This window comes from Arthrobacter cavernae, from assembly GCF_017368795.1.
Taxonomy (GTDB): domain Bacteria; phylum Actinomycetota; class Actinomycetes; order Actinomycetales; family Micrococcaceae; genus Arthrobacter; species Arthrobacter cavernae.
The window spans coordinates 40686-57171 of sequence record NZ_JAFNLL010000028.1 but is presented as its reverse complement, the minus strand read 5'-3'; the positions used below and the strand labels follow the sequence as shown (position 1 = coordinate 57171).

Below are 16486 nucleotides of genomic sequence, written 5' to 3'. Positions count from 1 at the left end.
GCCACCCAACAGGCTATTCGCCACAACAAGGAGTCCCGTGACTGCACATGAAACATCCATAGCCCTGGCCCGCGACGCCGCCCACGCGGCGGCCGGCAAGCTTGCCGAGGACATCGTGGCCCTGGACGTCAGTGAACGTCTCGCCCTGACTGATGTCTTCCTGATCGCTTCCGCTCCCACGGAGCGGCAGGTCAACGCCATCGTTGATGGCATCGAGGAAGAGCTGCTTAAGCAGGACCTTCGCCCGGTCCGCCGTGAAGGCCGTTCGGAGGGCCGCTGGGTGCTCCTGGACTACGCCGACATCGTCATTCACGTCCAGCACGCAGAGGACCGTGTTTTCTACGCCCTGGACCGCCTCTGGAAGGACTGCCCCGTGGTGGACCTGGAGCTCGGCGACGACCCTTCCGTGAAGGCTCCCGCAGCCGAGGACGCCGGGTAACAACGGTGGCCAGGCACCCGAATATGCCCGATTTGGAATTTTCGGAAATGCTGTTCTAAGATATTTGAGTTGCTTCGGAGAGATCCGAAACCGTGAAAGGCTGAAAGGCCGGACGCATGTCTGTGAAGCAGCAAGAATATGGGGCTGTGGCGCAGCTGGTAGCGCACCTGCATGGCATGCAGGGGGTCAGGGGTTCGAGTCCCCTCAGCTCCACCATAGAGACTCTGCCCGGTTCGTGAATTGACGAGCCGGGCAGAGTCGTTTTTGTTTAACAACCCGTTTCCGGAATCAGGCCAGGGCGGTGCCCAAACCGGCCGATTTCGCATCTCACACCATTGTGGTTTAGTATTGATGAGTTGCTTCGACGGGAAGAGAAATCTACCGGCCGGAAAGCGGCAAGTCCGGGGCTGTGGCGCAGCTGGTAGCGCACCTGCATGGCATGCAGGGGGTCAGGGGTTCGAGTCCCCTCAGCTCCACTCTGGAAGAAAGACCCCGCTCGTTGAGCGGGGTCTTTCGGTTTTCCGGGCACTGCCGCGGCAGGAACGGGAGACGGTGGCTACTCCGGCTTCACTGCGAATTCTGCTGCACTCAGGAACTCTATGCCCGAGAAGCCCTCGTCGCCCACAACCCAGGCGGTGTGGCCCGGCGGGATGGTGTACGAATCTCCTTTGGTGATGCTGATCTTCCGGCCGTCGTCGGTCTCGACCTCCAGGGACCCGGAAAGGCAGTGGCCGACGTGGCTGAGCTGGCACGAATCGGTCTGGACCACCGGTTTGATGCAGTCGGCCCAGGTCCAGCCCGGTTCGAACGTGGCACGGCCGATGGTGTAATCCCCCACAGTGACGATCTCCAGCACGGTTTTGTCCGGGCGGCGCGTTTCGTCGGGGGAGTTGTGCGACTTCACTTCAAGCTGCGTGACAACATTGACAGTCATGGTTTGCTCACAGGGGTGGAAGGAATCACTGGCATTCTCAACCATCCTCCGCAGCGATCGTGTTGTCGAGAGTTTCCGCGGGGGATAGCGCGGGGATAGATTGTCGGAGGCCGCGGACCATTCCCGCACGTCCCCAAAAGCGAAAGTAGGCCCGAGTTCAGCGTGACCCCATTGGATCTTGATGCCTTGTTCGGCAGCCTCCGCCGCTTCCCCGACGTCGAGGCGGCGAACCTGCAGGCCCATGACGCCACGGACAGGTTCCTCCTCGAAACCGCTGCCGGATACGTCACGGGGCCGGAAACCCGCGTTGCCGTGATCGGTGACCGGTACGGTGCCCTGACGCTCGGCGCATTGGCGGTCCTCGGCGTCGGGCATGTCCGGGTGTCCCAGGACTTGTACACGGGCAGGCTGGCCCTGCAGCGCAACGCAGAGGCCGCCGGCCTGTCCGGCCGCCTCGAGCAGCTCGGCCTGGGGGCCGCACTGCTGGACGGCGCCGAGGTAGTGCTCCTGCAGTTGCCCAAGGCGCTTGCCGAGCTGGAGGAAATCGCCGACGCCGTGGCACGCTTTGCTGCCCCGGGTGCGGTCCTGCTCGCCGGGGGCCGCGTCAAGCACATGTCCCTGGGCATGAACGCCGTCCTTGAACAGAGTTTTGGCTCGGTCCAGCCCCAGCTCGCGCAGCGCAAATCCCGGATCCTGGTGGCGACCCAGCGGAAGGCCGTACCGGCGGAACCGCCGTTCCCGGTGTCCGAGGAGAACAGCGAACTCGGCATTACGGTCTGCGCCCACGGCGCAGCCTTCTCGGGGACCCGCCTGGACATCGGCACGCGGTTCCTGCTCGGCTTCCTGGACCGGCTTCCGGACGCACGCCATGCGATCGATCTCGGCTGCGGCACCGGCATCCTGGCCACGATGTACGCCAAGAGCCGGCCGGGCACCCACATCACGGCCACCGACCAGTCGGCCGCCGCCGTCGCCTCGGCCAGGGCAACCGCGGCCGCCAACGGACTGGCGTCGCGCATCACCGTGGTCCAGGACGACGCCATGTCCACGTTCGACGCCGGAAGCGCGGACCTCATCCTGTTGAACCCGCCGTTCCACCTGGGCGCCAGCGTCCACGCCGGCGCCGCCCTGAAGATGTTCGAGGCTGCGGCCAGGGTCCTGGAGCCTGGCGGTGAGCTGTGGACGGTCTACAACAGCCACCTGCAGTACCGTCCGGCGCTGGAACGGCTCATCGGCCCCACCACCGAGGAAGGCCGGAACCCCAAGTTCACGGTGACCCGGAGCGTCCGCCGCTGACCGCTTCAGGCCCAACATCACAAGCCGTACGGTTCCTCCAGCGTGTGGAAGTACCGGGACGGTCAGGGGTATCGTACGATGCAGACACCAAATATATGGCGAATACTTTTCCGAATGACTTAGGGGATTCAGTGACCGAGATCCGGCAGCCGACACCGAGGCGCGGAACGAATCTGCCCCGGATGGGTGACTTCAACTTGACCGTCATCCTGGACGCGATCAGGCGGACAAGCGGCGGGCTGAGCCGGGTGGAACTGGCACAGATTGTCGGGCTGTCGCCGCAGACAATTTCGAACATCTCACGCAGGCTCCTGGACCAGCATCTGATTGTCGAAGCCGGCAAGGAGGGCACGGGGCCCGGGAAGCCACGCACCATCCTGCGCCTGAACCCTTCCGGCATGTACGCCATCGGCGTCCATCTCGACCCTGCGGTCATCACCTTCGTTGTCCTCGACCTGGTGGGCGACGTCGTCAAGCATTCCCGGATGGCGACGCCGGCCGGCAGCGACCCCGCAACGGTGATCACCACCATCGCCGACGAGATCAAGATACTCATCCAGGACTCGGGCGTGGATCCGGCGAAGGTCGCGGGCCTCGGCGTGGCCGTCCCCGGCCCGATCGACCTCGACGAGGGATCAGTGGTTGACCCGCCCTTGCTGCAGGGCTGGAACAGGGTCCGCATCCGTGAGGCCCTGGCGCAGGCCACCGGCATGGAAACGCTCGTGGACAAGGATGTCACCAGCGCCGCCGTGGCCGAAACGTGGGCCGGCGGCCAGAGCGGCACCGGCAGTTTCATCTTCATGTACATGGGCACCGGCATCGGCTGCGGGATCGTCCTGAACGACGAAGTCATCCGCGGCACCTCCGGAAACGCCGGCGAGATCGGCCACATCATCGTGGACCCCGGCGGTCCCCAGTGTGATTGCGGGCTCCGGGGCTGCGTGAAGTCCTCCTGCATCCCCGTCGTGGTCGTGGCCGAGGCCGAGGCCGCCGGCATCCTGGACGGCAACCGCAACAGCACGGAAGGGCCCGACGTGCAGGAGTACTTTGCCAGGCTGTGCGACGCCGCGGATGCCGGGGACGAGAAAGCCATTGCCATCCTGGACAGGTCCGCCGTCCTCGTCGGACGCGCCGCGGCCGTGGTGACCAACACGCTGGACGTGGAACGGGTGGTCTTCGGCGGTCCGTTCTGGGGCCGCATGTCCAAATATTTCCTGCAGCGCGTGCCGGGCATCATCGAGGAAAACAGTGCCGCCCGGCGGATCCACAGCATCGAAGTCGTCGGCACCGGCGTGGGGGAGGACGTGGGCGCGATCGGCGCGGCCTGCCTGGTTCTGGAACACACGCTGGCGCCACGCGCCCAGAGGCTCCTCCTGGAAGGGTGACTCTCCCTGCCCGCAACCGGCGGACCACATCTGAATATCCGCAAAGGCTGGGCCAGCTGAAGTGGGGGGCTGCAGCCGCTTTCACCGAATGGAGCACCATGCACCGTCCAGCGCGGTTCGCCGCAACCCTAGCCGCCGTTGCGGCCCTCCTGGTGGTAACCGCCTGTTCTCCGACGCCGGAGGGGCCGGAGAGCAAGACCCTGAAGGTCATCTACCAAAAATCGGACTCCTTTACCGCCCTGGATGAAGTCCTCCAGGAAGCGAAGAAGGAATTCGAGGCCGCCTACGGCGGAGTCACCGTTGAGCTGCAGCCCATCCAGGCCAACGACGACGACTACGGCACCAAGCTCGCCCTCGCCCAGCGTTCCGAGGACACGGCCCCCGACGTCTTCTATGAGGACACCTTCAAGGTCCGCTCCGATGTCGACGCCGGATACCTCCTGAAGCTGGACGGCTACCTTCAGAACTGGGACGACTGGTCCCAGTTCAACGAAGGGGCGAAGGCCGCAGGGCGTGGAGACGACGGCGGCATCTACGCCGTGCCGCTCGGAACCGACACCCGGGCCATCTGGTACAACAAGACCGTCCTGCAGAAGGCCGGGATCCTCGTGCCGTGGCAGCCCACCACCTGGGACGAGATCCTGGACGCGGCCCGCAAGATGAAGGCCGCCGATCCCACGCTGATTCCCTTCAACATGTACGCCGGCAAGGGCACGGGCGAAGGGACCGTCATGCAGAGCTTCTACGAACTGCTCTACGGCACCGGAAGCACGCTCTATGACGAGAACGAGAAGAAGTGGGTGGTCGGCTCCCAGGGCTTCACGGACTCCCTCGCCTTCCTGAAGACCCTCTACGACGAACAGCTCGCGGTGACACCGGCGGAAGCGCTTGACTCCAATGTGTGGAAGAGGGTCTTCGGCGAATGGCTGCCGCAGGGCAAGATGGGCGCCACCGTGGAAGGCTCCTACACGCCGTCGTTCTGGCAAAAGGGCGGCATCTACGAGTGGGCCGGCTACACGCAGGACATGGGTGTTGCCCGGTTCCCCACGCAGAAGGGCCAGGCGCCCGGCGGGGTGAGCATGTCCGGCGGCTGGACGCTGGCCGTCGGCGCCAAGAGCAAGGACCCCGAGCTCGCGTTCAACTACCTGGCCACCGCCGTGAGCAAGAAAAACGCCCTGGCCTTCGACATCAACAACTCGCAGATCGCGGTCCGCAAGGACGTGGCCGCCGAGCCCAGTTACCAGGCGGCCAACCCGTTCGTGAAGGACGTCTCGGAGCTCGTGGCAGTGACGCACTACCGCCCGGCCACGGCCGACTACCCGCGGATCTCCACCGCCGTGCAGGTGGCAACGGAATCCGTCATCACTGGCCAGCAAAGCCCCGCCGACGCTGCTGCCGAGTACGACCGGACCGTTGAGAAGCTGGTGGGCGCCGCCAAGGTGCTCAAGAAATGACGCATGGCTTCCCCTAGCGCCCTGCCCCGTGCCGGGGAGGGCGGCCGCCCAAGACGCCGTCCCCGGTCCGCCGTGCAGCGCGGCCTGAGGATGCTGCCGGTGGTGCCCTCCATCGTGTTGCTTCTGCTGTTTCTCCTGGCCCCGGTTCTGTGGTCGTTCTACGCCTCGTTCACGGATGCCTCCCTGTCCGGCAGGGGAGCCCGGGACCCGCAGTGGACCGGACTGGACAACTATGCGCGGATGCTGGGCGACTCGTCGTTCCCGCTGTCCGCGTGGCTGACCCTGGTGTTCGTGGTGGCCTCGGCGATCCTGGGACAGAACCTGCTGGGCCTCGTCATTGCGCTGCTGATGACGCGCGCCCGCGGGCCGGTCTCGTCGGTAGTGGGCATCGCGGTGGTGGCTTCCTGGGTGCTGCCGGAGATCGTGGCAGCCTTCGCTGCCTATGCCTGGTTCAGCAAGGACGGGACCCTCAACCAGCTGCTCGCGCCCGTGGGCGCAGGGGGCACCAACTGGCTCTACTCGTTCCCGCTGATGGCGATCGTCCTGGCAAACATCTGGCGCGGCACGGCCTTCTCGATGCTCGTCTACCGCGCGGCCCTGGCCGAGGTGCCGCAGGACATTTCGGAAGCTGCCCTGGTTGACGGGGCCCGCGGCTGGCAGCGGCTGCTGTTCGTCACCGTGCCGCTGATCCGGAGCAGCATCGCCACCAACCTCATGCTCATCACCCTGCAGACCCTCGCCGTGTTCACGCTCATCTGGGTCATGACGGCAGGCGGCCCGGCCAATGCCAGCACCACCCTGCCCGTGCTGGCCTACCAGGAGGCCTTCAAGTTCGGCGACATCGGCTACGGCACAGCCATCGCCTCCGTGCTCATCCTCATCGGAGTGGTGTTCGGCGCCGCCTATGTGTGGCTCCTGCGGGAGAAGCGGCCATGACGATGCTGCGCCGCACCGTCCGTCCGCCGGCACCGGGCCCGACGGCGGCCGGCAGCGCCCGCCGTCGGGCCCGGCTCCCTGCGGACATCGCGCTCGCCGTGATCGGCGCCTGCTTTGCCCTTCCCCTTCTCTGGCTGGTCCTTGCCGCCGCGGACCCCCAGGCCGGATACCAGACGCGCTGGCCGCAAGCGCCGTCGTTGGCGAATTTCCAGGCGGTGCTGACGCCGGAGCTCCTGTTCCAGCCGCTGGCGAACAGTTTCCTGCTGTCCGCGGGGACCGCCGTCGTGAACCTGGTCGCCGCGGTGCTGGCGGCCTATCCGCTGTCCCGGTACCAGTCCCGGTTCAACAGGCCCTTCATGTATTCGGTGCTGTTCGGGACCTCGCTGCCCGTCACGGCGATCATGGTGCCCGTCTACGGGCTGTTCGTGCAGCTGCACCTGCTGGACTCCATGCCGGCCACGATTTTCTTCATGGCCACCACCACGCTGCCCATGGCGATCTGGATGACCAAGAACTTCATGGATGCGGTGCCGGTGGAGCTCGAGGAGGCCGCCTGGATGGACGGCGCCTCCGCACTGGCTGCCCTGCGGACCATCGTGCTGCCGCTCATGAGGCAGGGCCTGGGGGTGGTGTTCATCTTCGTGTTCATCCAGGCCTGGGGGAACTTCTTCGTGCCGTTCATCCTGCTGTTGACCACGGCAAAGCAGCCGGCCGCGGTCTCCATCTTCAGCTTCTTCGGCCAGCACGGGGCGATCGCCTACGGCCAGCTGGCAGCCTTCTCCATCCTCTACTCGGTCCCGGTCCTGGTGCTCTACGTTGTGGTGGCCCGGGGCCTGGGGAGCTCCTTCGCACTGTCAGGGGCGATGAAGGGCTAGGCCGGCTGCGGCAGCGGGAGCCGGCCGGCTAGTCGATGTCCTCCACGATTTCGCCGTACGGAATCGAATCGTCCAGGTGCGCCTGGTGGCCGGTGGGTCCGGGGTTGTACAACACGCGGACGCCGTGCTGCTGGTCCGCGGCCGACTGCATCAGGATGGGGCGGACGGTCTGGATGAAGCGCTCGCTCTTGCCGGCGAGGTATTCCTGGTAACTTGCTGGAAGCTGGATCATGGCAAAAGGATAGCCCTGCAGGCCGGCCATGGGGAGACCCTGCCGCTGCGGGCTTCGGCAGCCGCGCCGGCGTGGGGGGTGGCGGCCGGGTGGCCGGTCATGGCGAACAAAGTTCATGAATGTGGCTCCATGAGTCGTAAAACTGCGTCTTAATTCGGCCTCCGAGTTGAACGGCTCGTTTCACCGCCCTAGAGTCGTAGACAAGTTACCGCGGTAACGTGTCAGCGATCCTCCGCTGGATCTGCCTCGCAAGGGCAGAGAGGAGGGTGTGGGTGCCCCCATGTGGGCCTGACATTTGCACACGGACAGCTTCAATCCAGGCGTAACAGTCGCGACTGCGTCCTGCTGGAGTTCGTTGCGTGTATCCCAAACTCAATTCATCGATCGTGCGGCCATATACCCCACCGGGTGCCGGCCACCCTTTCGCTGACCAAAGCCAAGGACGCAAATGTCACCTCCTAGCCTTATTGACGTACATCCGAATCTTGCCGGAACCGCCCCGGTGGCGCTCTCCTACGAGCTCTTTCCGCCGCGTTCCCCGCAAGCCGCCGAATCCCTCTGGACCACCATCGGCGAGCTCGAAGCCACCGATCCGGACTACGTCTCCGTCACGTACGGAGCCAGCGGCTCCAACCGGGACACCGCCGTCGAACTCATCAACCGCCTGCTGCTGGAGACCACCCTCCGTCCGCTGGCGCACCTGACCTGCGTCGGCAACAGCCCCGAGGAACTGGCCGAAATCATCGGCGAGCTGCTCGACCACGGCGTCCGGGGCATCCTGGCCCTCCGCGGCGACCTGCCCAAGGACGGCGGCGTGCCTGCCAGCGGCTCACTGCGCTACGCCCAGGATCTGATCGAACTCATCCGCCGCGTGGAGCAGCGCCGATCGGCCCTGCTGTGCGCCGGCAAGGTGGCCGTGGGCGTTGCCGCCTACCCCACCCGCCACCCCGAGTCCCCGAGTGAGGGCCACGACATCGAGGTGCTGCTGGCCAAGCAGCGTTCCGGCGCGGACTTTGCCATCACCCAGGTGTTCTTCCACACCGAGCAGTACGCGGACCTTGTGTCCCGTGCCCGCAGGGCCGGCGTCACCATCCCGATCATCCCCGGCGTCATGCCGCTGACCAGCCTGCGCCGCCTCAAGCGGCTCGGCGAGCTCACCGGCGTCGAACCGGCACCGGAACTGATCGAGCGGCTGGCCGCTGCGGACAGCGACGCGGAGCGCCGCAGGATCGGCGTCCGCGCCACCGTGGACCTCGCCAACGCGGCCCTGCACGCCGGAGCCCCGGGAATCCACCTGTACACCTTCAACGAGCACGCCTGCGCGCTGGACGTCCTGGACAAGCTCGCGCTGCCGCGCCCGGCACGGCCCATCAGCCGGCTCAACGCGATCGCCCGCCGCCAGGAACTGGCCAGCTGACGCTGGCCCCCTGGCCCCACAGACAAACAACCATTTCACCCACTTCTTCAAGGAAAAAGCCATGACTGAACAGAACACCACTGCAACCACCCCGTTCCCGGCAGCCTCGCTGCTCGGCTACCCGCGCATCGGCCGCCGCCGCGAGCTTAAGAAGGCCATCGAAGCCTACTGGGCCGGCAAGATCGACGCCGCCGCGCTGGACGCCGCAGCCAAGGACATCCAGCTGACCATCGCCAAGCGCCTCCAGGAACTCGGCCTCACTGAAGCGGCCGCCGTCCCGGGCACGTTCTCCTACTACGACCAGGTCCTGGACGCCACCGCCCACCTCGGCGCCGTCCCGGCCCGTTTCGGCAAGCTCCTCAACGCTGAGGGCCAGCTGGATATCGATGGCTACTTCACCCTGGCCCGCGGCAACAAGGACCAGCAGCCGCTGGAAATGACCAAGTGGTTCGACACCAACTACCACTACCTCGTTCCGGAAATCGGCCCGGAGACCGAGTTCACGCTGGCCTCCACCGCCAAGGTTGACGAGTTCGAATTCGCCCTGGCCAACGGCATCGAGACCCGCCCGTACATCGTGGGCCCGGTCACCTACCTGCTGCTCTCCAAGGCTTCCGACGACGCCCCCGCCGGCTTCGCCCCGCTGTCCCGCCTCGAGGACATCCTGCCGGTCTACGTGCAGCTCCTCGAAAAGCTCGCCGCAGCAGGCGCCAGCTGGGTCCAGCTCGACGAGCCCGCCCTGGTTGTTGACCAGGACACCCCGGCCGCCGAGATCCAGGCAGCCGTTGCCCGTGCCTACGAGGTCCTCACCGCTGCTGCCAAGCGCCCGCAGATCCTCGTCTCCACGCCGTACGGCGCCCTCGACGGCCAGCTCGGCACCCTTGCAGCCACCAACATCGACGCCCTGCACATCGACGTCTTCAAGGGTGCAGTTCCGTCCGCAGCAGCCCTTGCCGGCCTCGGCAACAAGACCCTGGTTGCCGGCGTCGTGGACGGCCACAACATCTGGCGCAACGACCTCGCCGCTTCCGCCGCCAAGCTGGACGAGCTGAAGGCCGCCGCCGGCAAGCTCGCCGTCTCCACGTCCACCTCCACGCAGCACGTCCCGCACGATGTTGCCGAGGAAACCCAGCTCTCCGAGGAGCTGCGCAGCTGGCTCGCCTTCTCCGACCAGAAGGCCGTCGAGGTCAAGACCCTCGCCGACTACCTGGCCGAGCCGGCGTCCGCCAAGGCAGCCATTGACGAAGCATCCGCCGTGATCGCTTCCCGCGCCACCGCTGAAGGCGTCCGCCGCGACGACGTCCGTGCCCGCACCGAGGCCCTGACCGAAGCCGACTTCAACCGCTCCGAGTACTCGGTCCGTGAAGCCGCCCAGGAAGCTGCCCTGCACCTGCCGCCGCTGCCCACCACCACCATCGGTTCCTTCCCGCAGACCTCGGAAATCCGTTCCGCCCGTGCCCGCAACAACAAGGGCGAGCTCACCACGGCGCAGTACGAGCAGCTCATGAAGGACGAGATCAAGCGCGTCGTCGAGCTGCAGGAAGAGCTGGGCTACGACGTCCTGGTGCACGGCGAGCCCGAGCGCAACGACATGGTCCAGTACTTCGCGGAGAACCTCGAAGGCTTCGACGTTACGGTGCACGGCTGGGTCCAGTCCTACGGCTCCCGCTGCACCCGTCCGTCCATCCTCTGGGGCGACGTCACCCGCTCGGCACCCATCACGGTCGCCTGGGCCGAGTACGCACAGTCCCTGACCGAGAAGCCCATGAAGGGCATGCTCACCGGTCCGGTCACCATCCTGGCCTGGTCCTTCGTCCGCGACGACCAGCCGCTGGGCGAGACCGCCAACCAGGTCGGCCTGGCCCTGCGCGACGAAATCGCGGACCTCGAAGCTGCCGGCATCAAGGTCATCCAGGTGGACGAGCCCGCACTGCGCGAGCTCCTGCCGCTGCGCAAGGCCGACCACGCCGACTACCTGAAGTGGTCCGTGGACTCCTTCCGCTTGTCCACCGCCGGTGCAGCCGACGCCACGCAGATCCACACCCACCTCTGCTACTCGGAGTTCGGCGTGATCATCGACGCGATCGACGGCCTCGACGCCGACGTCACCTCCATCGAGGCAGCACGCTCCCGCATGGAGGTCGTCCACGACCTCGAGTCCCACGGCTTCGGCCGCGGCGTTGGCCCGGGCGTCTACGACATCCACTCCCCGCGTGTTCCGGGCGAAGCCGAGGTTACCGAACTCCTGGCCACCGCCGTGAAGCACGTCCCGTCCCGCCAGCTCTGGGTCAACCCGGACTGTGGCCTGAAGACCCGCGGCTACGCCGAGACCGAAGAGTCCCTGCGCAACCTGGTCAAGGCAACCCAGACGGTCCGCGCCAGCCTGCTGGAGTCCGCAAAGTAGCCTGACCCTCGCCTAAACAGCGCGGCGGCCGGTCACCTGAGAAGGTGACCGGCCGCCGTCGTTGTTTAAGTCCTCAGGATTCCCAGAGGATTTCGTCGTCCACCACACCGTCTTCGTCTGCTGAGACCACCAGCAGTTCGTCCGTGAAGTGCGATCCGAGGGTGAAGTCCATGACGAAGTAGCGTTCCGGCTGGCCGGGGTAGATGCCCACATGGCCGAGCTTGAGGGCCTTGAGGAACACCTCATGGGTGAGTTCGGCCTTGTCCCGCACGCCGAACACCGCCTGGAGCTGCTCTTCCTTGAGCTGCGTGCTGTGGAAATGCAGGAACTGCTGGGGGTTGGTGCCGTCCTGGTCCAGCTCCTCGGCAATCATGTCGCGGACCTGTTCCACGAGCTCGGGCAAATACCCCAAGCGGTAGTCCACCTTGTGGACTGCGGCCTCGTCAAAGTGGTCATGGGCCGCGACGTTCAGGTCCAGTTCCAGCGTGGTGCCGGCGAGCTCGTGCGAGGCCACGTAACAGTGTTCCCGCCCGTGGTTGAGCTCTATTTCCCCGAAATGTTTGCTCGCTACCTTGCTCATGCCTTCAATCTAGCCCCAAGAACCGGCCTGTTCCAGCATCCTGGCAGAATTCACGTGTGGCGTTTGGGGGCAGCCTTGGCCCGTGCCGCGGCGCCGCTTCCAGGGCCCGGGGCGGGTGTGCCGCGGAGGGTGTCGGCCAGCAGTTCGGTGAACAGCTGCACCTGTGCCGTGCGCTTTTCGTTGATGAGCAGGGCGAAGACGTTGCGGGCGAGCCGGATGTCCGGCACGTCCAGGACCACGACGCCGGGCGGCCGGCGCCGCAGCGCAAGCTCGGGTACCAGCGCGGCGCCGAGTCCGGCGGAGGCCATTTCGAGGCTCGCGTGGAAGTCGTCGCTGTAGGCCACCACGCGTGGGTGCAGGTTGCAGCTGGCAAAAAGACGTTCGATCACCAGGGCGTCGCTGGTGCCCGGGTGGTGGATGATCCAGGGCATGTCCGAGAGCTGGGCCGCCTGCATTTCGGCGTCTTCCCGGATTCCCCAGGACGCCGGCAGCACCACGCGGAAGTCGTCGTCGCCGATCCACTGCCGCTCCAGCGAGTGCGGCCAGGCCAGCCCGGACTGGCCCACCTGGTAGACGAGGGCGACATCGAGTTCGCCGCCGCTGCGCAGGCCCTGGATGGTCTGGGCCGGTTCGGCCACGGACACGCGCAGTTCGATGCCGAGCGTGTTCCAGCGCGGATTGCGGAGGATGTCCGGCAGTACGTAGGTGGCCAGGCTGGGGAAGATGCCCAGGCGCAGTTCCTGGGCGGGGGAGTCGTGGGTCCTGGAGGCCGCCGCCAGCAGGGCCTCGACGTCGGTCAGCACCTTGGCGGCGTGCCGGGTCATGGTGGTGGCCGCTTCGGTGGGGACGACGCTGCGTGCCGAGCGGTGGAAGAGTTCGACGCCGGTATCGCGTTCCAGCGCCGCCATCTGTTGGGAGACGGCCGACGCCGTGTATCCGAGTTGGGTGGCCGCGGCGGCGAAGGAACCCTGCCGGGTCACCTCCAGCAGGGTCCGGAGGTGGAGAAGGTTGACCATCAGCGTTCCTTTGGCTCTGCCGGCGTGGCTCTTGCCGGCCGGATTCCGTGCCCAGCCAGCATAGCTGTGTGAGTTCGGTCTCCGCGGGCTTCCCGGCGGCTCCCCGGATGTGGCGGGCACCTCAGAAATCGCCGGGTTTCATTGTGTCGCGACACGCCGGGATCCACGCGACACGCTGGTGTTTAAATGTGGCTAACTCATCCACAGGGTGTGGATTTCATCTCCGGATTTGGCGGAATCACGGACATTTTGAGGCACCTGGCCTGTGGACGGGCGGTGCATTAAATGACATACTTGTAATACATCATCTTGGGGTCCCACCGAGGAGCTTGCACTACATGTAGTATCGATTTACGGATTGGGCGGGAAACCAGCACAAGACCAAACAGAGCGTGATGGCTGCCACAGCAGCCCAGCGGGCGCCGGAGTCAGTAACTAGTTCCGGATGGGCCTGCCGATACGAAGAGCAATGACTTCAACTAAGGGGACAGGGATCATGACCGTTACGGTTTACACGAAGCCGGCTTGTGTTCAGTGCAACGCGACCTACCGCGCACTCGACAAAAAGGGCATCGCGTACCAGAGCGTTGACATCTCCCAGGACGCCGAGGCCCTCGAGCGCCTCAAGGCACTGGGATACATGCAGGCCCCCGTTGTGGTGACCGAGCAGGACCACTGGTCAGGCTTCCGCCCCGACAAGATCGAAGAGCTGGCCCTGGCCGCGGCTTCCGTGGCCTAAGTCCCTCCGGACACCGGCCGGCACGGCACCGGCCGGCACGGCAAAGAATTTCAATGTAGGCGAGGTGACTCCCATGACGGCGCTGGCAACAGTCCCTGCACGTGATGCAGCGGAAGCTGTCAGCACGCGGAGTCACCTCATCTATTTTTCCTCGACATCTGAGAACACCAAGCGCTTCGTCCAGAAACTGGGCAGGGATGCGGCACGCATCCCGCTCCATGCCAAGGATGCGCCGCTGCTCGCGCTTGAACCCTTCGTCCTGGTACTGCCCACCTATGGCGGCACCAACGGTGAGGGTTCGGTTCCCAAGCAGGTCATCAGGTTTCTGAACAACCCGCAGAACAGGGAACTGATCCGGGGCGTGATCGGTGCGGGAAACACCAACTTCGCGGACAACTACTGCATGGCAGGCGACATCATCGCCGCCAAGTGTGGCGTCCCGCATCTATACAAATTTGAACTCATGGGGACGCCCGAAGACGTTGATCGGGTAAATCAAGGATTGGAAAAGTTTTGGACACTACTGTCGCAGAAACAGAAGTAACCGGGAGCAAGACCGTGGATACGGCCAAGAAGCCGCTGCCGGAGGCCTATAAGGGCCTGGGCTATCACGAGCTCAACGCCATGCTGAACCTGTATGGCCCGAACGGCGAGATCCAGTTCGACGCCGACCGCGAGGCCGCGCACCAGTACTTCCTGCAGCACGTGAACAACAACACCGTGTTCTTCCACGACCTGGAAGAGAAGCTCGACTACCTGGTCAAGAACCAGTACTACGAGCGCGAAACCCTGGACCAGTACACGATGAACTTCATCCGTGAGCTGTTCAACCGCGCCTACAAGAAGAAGTTCCGCTTCGAGACGTTCCTGGGTGCCTTCAAGTTCTACACCTCCTACACGCTCAAGACCTTCGACGGCAAGCGTTTCCTGGAGCGCTACGAGGACCGCGTCTGCATGGTGGCCCTGCACTTGGCCCGCGGCAACGAAGAACTGGCCAGCCGCCTGGTGGACGAGATCATCGACGGCCGCTTCCAGCCGGCAACGCCCACGTTCCTGAACGCCGGCAAGGCCCAGCGCGGCGAGCTGGTCTCCTGCTTCCTGCTGCGCATCGAAGACAACATGGAGTCGATCGCCCGCGGCATCAACTCCGCCCTCCAGCTGTCCAAGCGCGGCGGCGGCGTGGCCCTCTCGCTGACCAACATCCGCGAGCACGGTGCCCCGATCAAGCAGATCGAGAACCAGTCCTCCGGCGTCATCCCGGTGATGAAGCTCCTCGAAGACAGCTTCTCCTACGCCAACCAGCTCGGTGCCCGCCAGGGCGCAGGTGCCGTGTACCTGCACGCCCACCACCCGGACATCTACCGATTCCTGGACACCAAGCGTGAAAACGCCGACGAGAAGATCCGCATCAAGACGCTGTCCCTGGGCGTCGTGGTTCCGGACATCACGTTCGAGCTGGCCAAGAAGAACGAGGACATGTACCTCTTCTCCCCGTACGACGTCGAGCGCGTCTACGGCGTCCCGTTCTCCGACATCTCGGTCACCGAGAAGTACTACGAGATGGTGGACGATTCCCGGATCAAGAAGACCAAGATCAGCGCCCGCGAGTTCTTCCAGACCCTCGCGGAGATCCAGTTCGAATCCGGCTACCCGTACATTATGTTCGAGGACACCGTGAACCGGGCCAACCCGATCGCCGGCAAGATCACCATGAGCAACCTGTGCTCGGAGATCCTGCAGGTCTCCACGCCGTCCATCTACGCCGAGGACCTCAGCTACGAGACCATCGGCAAGGACATCTCCTGCAACCTTGGTTCGATGAACATCGCCAAGACCATGGATTCCCCGGACTTCGGCCTCTCGATCGAGACCTCCATCCGTGCCCTGAGTGCCGTCTCGGACATGTCCTTCATCAACTCGGTGCCGTCCATCGCCCAGGGCAACGCCCAGAGCCACGCCATCGGCCTCGGCCAGATGAACCTGCACGGTTACCTGGCCCGCGAGCGCGTGCACTACGGCTCCGAAGAAGGCCTGGACTTCACCAACATCTACTTCTACACGGTGCTGTTCCACGCCCTGCGTTCCTCGAACAAGCTCTCCATCGAGACCGGTGAGACCTTCGGTGGCTTCGAGAACTCCACCTACGCGAGCGGCGAGTTCTTCGACAAGTACACCGAGCAGGAATGGACCCCGGAGACCGAGCGCGTCCGCGAGCTCTTCGCCGGGATCCACATCCCCACGCAGGATGACTGGCGCGAGCTGAAGGCTTCCGTCATGGAGCACGGCATCTACAACCAGAACCTGCAGGCCGTGCCGCCCACCGGTTCCATCAGCTACATCAACAACTCCACGTCCTCGATCCACCCGGTGGCCGCCAAGATCGAAATCCGCAAGGAAGGCAAGCTCGGCCGCGTCTACTACCCGGCGCCGTACCTGGACAACGACAACCTGGAGTACTACCAGGACGCGTATGAGATCGGCTACGAGAAGATCATCGACACCTACGCCGCTGCCACGCAGCACGTGGACCAGGGCCTGTCCCTGACGCTGTTCTTCAAGGACACCGCCACCACCCGCGACATCAACAAGGCGCAGATCTACGCCTGGCGCAAGGGCATCAAGACGCTCTACTACATCCGTCTCCGCCAGCTCGCGCTGGAAGGAACCGAGGTGGAAAATTGTGTTTCCTGCATGCTATGACAACTGATATCGGTTGATTTTCGCGGCAAGTGCCGCACCTGAAAAACTGAAGAGTGCGACGCCGGGTATGCGCCCGGCG

General features: G+C 65.1%; 15 protein-coding genes and 2 tRNA genes. 13 read left to right on the top strand and 4 right to left on the bottom strand.

Annotation, left to right across the window (positions count from 1 at the left end; genetic code table 11):
* The first annotated feature begins 37 nt into the window (after positions 1-37).
* From rsfS to J1902_RS12155, 3 genes are all read left to right on the top strand, one after another.
* Positions 38-439 carry a ribosome silencing factor gene (rsfS, locus tag J1902_RS12165; protein WP_207616517.1) on the top strand — a complete coding sequence of 134 codons (402 nt, stop codon included), beginning with the start codon at positions 38-40 and terminating at the stop codon, positions 437-439.
* 140 nt (positions 440-579) lie between these two features.
* A tRNA-Ala gene (locus tag J1902_RS12160) sits at positions 580-655 on the top strand.
* Positions 656-842: 187 nt separating this feature from the next.
* Positions 843-915: transfer RNA gene (locus J1902_RS12155), tRNA-Ala, on the top strand.
* Positions 916-995: 80 nt separating this feature from the next.
* Here J1902_RS12155 and J1902_RS12150 read toward each other — a convergent pair.
* A complete protein-coding gene (locus J1902_RS12150; RefSeq protein WP_207616516.1) occupies positions 996-1373 on the bottom strand; it encodes a cupin domain-containing protein in 378 nt (125 codons plus the stop codon).
* Between the two features lie 162 nt (positions 1374-1535).
* Between J1902_RS12150 and J1902_RS12145 the strand changes: the two genes are divergently transcribed.
* The 5 genes from J1902_RS12145 to J1902_RS12125 all read left to right on the top strand — a co-directional run bounded on the left by J1902_RS12145 (position 1536) and on the right by J1902_RS12125 (position 7319).
* Positions 1536-2669 carry a class I SAM-dependent methyltransferase gene (locus tag J1902_RS12145; protein WP_307794438.1) on the top strand — a complete coding sequence of 378 codons (1134 nt, stop codon included), beginning with the start codon at positions 1536-1538 and terminating at the stop codon, positions 2667-2669.
* Between the two features lie 182 nt (positions 2670-2851).
* Entirely contained in the window at positions 2852-4054 is a 1203-nt protein-coding gene (locus tag J1902_RS12140; protein WP_207616515.1) for an ROK family transcriptional regulator, read from the top strand.
* A gap of 98 nt (positions 4055-4152) precedes the next feature.
* Positions 4153-5508, top strand: coding sequence for an extracellular solute-binding protein (locus J1902_RS12135; protein WP_207616514.1), 1356 nt, complete (start codon positions 4153-4155; stop codon positions 5506-5508).
* A 90-nt stretch (positions 5509-5598) separates the two neighbouring features.
* Positions 5599-6444 (top strand): carbohydrate ABC transporter permease, encoded by an 846-nt coding sequence (locus tag J1902_RS12130; protein ID WP_242701946.1) that lies wholly within the window; start codon positions 5599-5601, stop codon positions 6442-6444.
* Positions 6441-7319 (top strand): carbohydrate ABC transporter permease, encoded by an 879-nt coding sequence (locus J1902_RS12125; protein WP_372434493.1) that lies wholly within the window; start codon positions 6441-6443, stop codon positions 7317-7319. The genes J1902_RS12130 and J1902_RS12125 overlap by 4 nt, the downstream gene beginning before the upstream one ends.
* Positions 7320-7347: 28 nt before the next feature.
* On the opposite strand, the gene J1902_RS12120 is transcribed toward J1902_RS12125, so the two are convergent.
* A complete protein-coding gene (locus J1902_RS12120; RefSeq protein WP_242701938.1) occupies positions 7348-7551 on the bottom strand; it encodes a hypothetical protein in 204 nt (67 codons plus the stop codon).
* Between the two features lie 448 nt (positions 7552-7999).
* Here J1902_RS12120 and J1902_RS12115 point away from each other — a divergent pair, with 448 nt between their 5' ends.
* Positions 8000-8968: a methylenetetrahydrofolate reductase gene (locus J1902_RS12115; protein ID WP_207616511.1), complete on the top strand. Its 969-nt coding sequence runs from the start codon at positions 8000-8002 to the stop codon at positions 8966-8968.
* Positions 8969-9029: 61 nt separating this feature from the next.
* Positions 9030-11372 (top strand): 5-methyltetrahydropteroyltriglutamate--homocysteine S-methyltransferase, encoded by a 2343-nt coding sequence (metE, locus tag J1902_RS12110; RefSeq protein ID WP_207616510.1) that lies wholly within the window; start codon positions 9030-9032, stop codon positions 11370-11372.
* Positions 11373-11445: 73 nt separating this feature from the next.
* Here metE and J1902_RS12105 read toward each other — a convergent pair whose 3' ends face one another.
* Together J1902_RS12105 and J1902_RS12100 are read right to left on the bottom strand one after the other, a co-directional pair.
* Positions 11446-11952, bottom strand: a complete 507-nt coding sequence (locus J1902_RS12105; RefSeq protein ID WP_207616509.1) for a DUF2004 domain-containing protein — start codon at positions 11950-11952, stop codon at positions 11446-11448.
* A 50-nt stretch (positions 11953-12002) separates the two neighbouring features.
* Complete coding sequence (locus J1902_RS12100) at positions 12003-12968, bottom strand: LysR family transcriptional regulator (RefSeq protein ID WP_242701937.1); 966 nt, start codon at positions 12966-12968, stop codon at positions 12003-12005.
* Between the two features lie 496 nt (positions 12969-13464).
* Between J1902_RS12100 and nrdH the strand changes: the two genes are divergently transcribed.
* From nrdH to nrdE, 3 genes are all read left to right on the top strand, one after another.
* Positions 13465-13707: a glutaredoxin-like protein NrdH gene (gene nrdH, locus J1902_RS12095; protein WP_028267421.1), complete on the top strand. Its 243-nt coding sequence runs from the start codon at positions 13465-13467 to the stop codon at positions 13705-13707.
* Between the two features lie 73 nt (positions 13708-13780).
* Positions 13781-14251: a class Ib ribonucleoside-diphosphate reductase assembly flavoprotein NrdI gene (nrdI, locus tag J1902_RS12090; protein WP_207616508.1), complete on the top strand. Its 471-nt coding sequence runs from the start codon at positions 13781-13783 to the stop codon at positions 14249-14251.
* Positions 14252-14265: 14 nt separating this feature from the next.
* The gene (gene nrdE, locus J1902_RS12085; protein WP_307794439.1) at positions 14266-16407 is read left to right on the top strand and encodes a class 1b ribonucleoside-diphosphate reductase subunit alpha; all 2142 of its coding nucleotides are present in this window, start codon (positions 14266-14268) and stop codon (positions 16405-16407) included.
* The last annotated feature ends 79 nt before the right edge of the window (positions 16408-16486 follow it).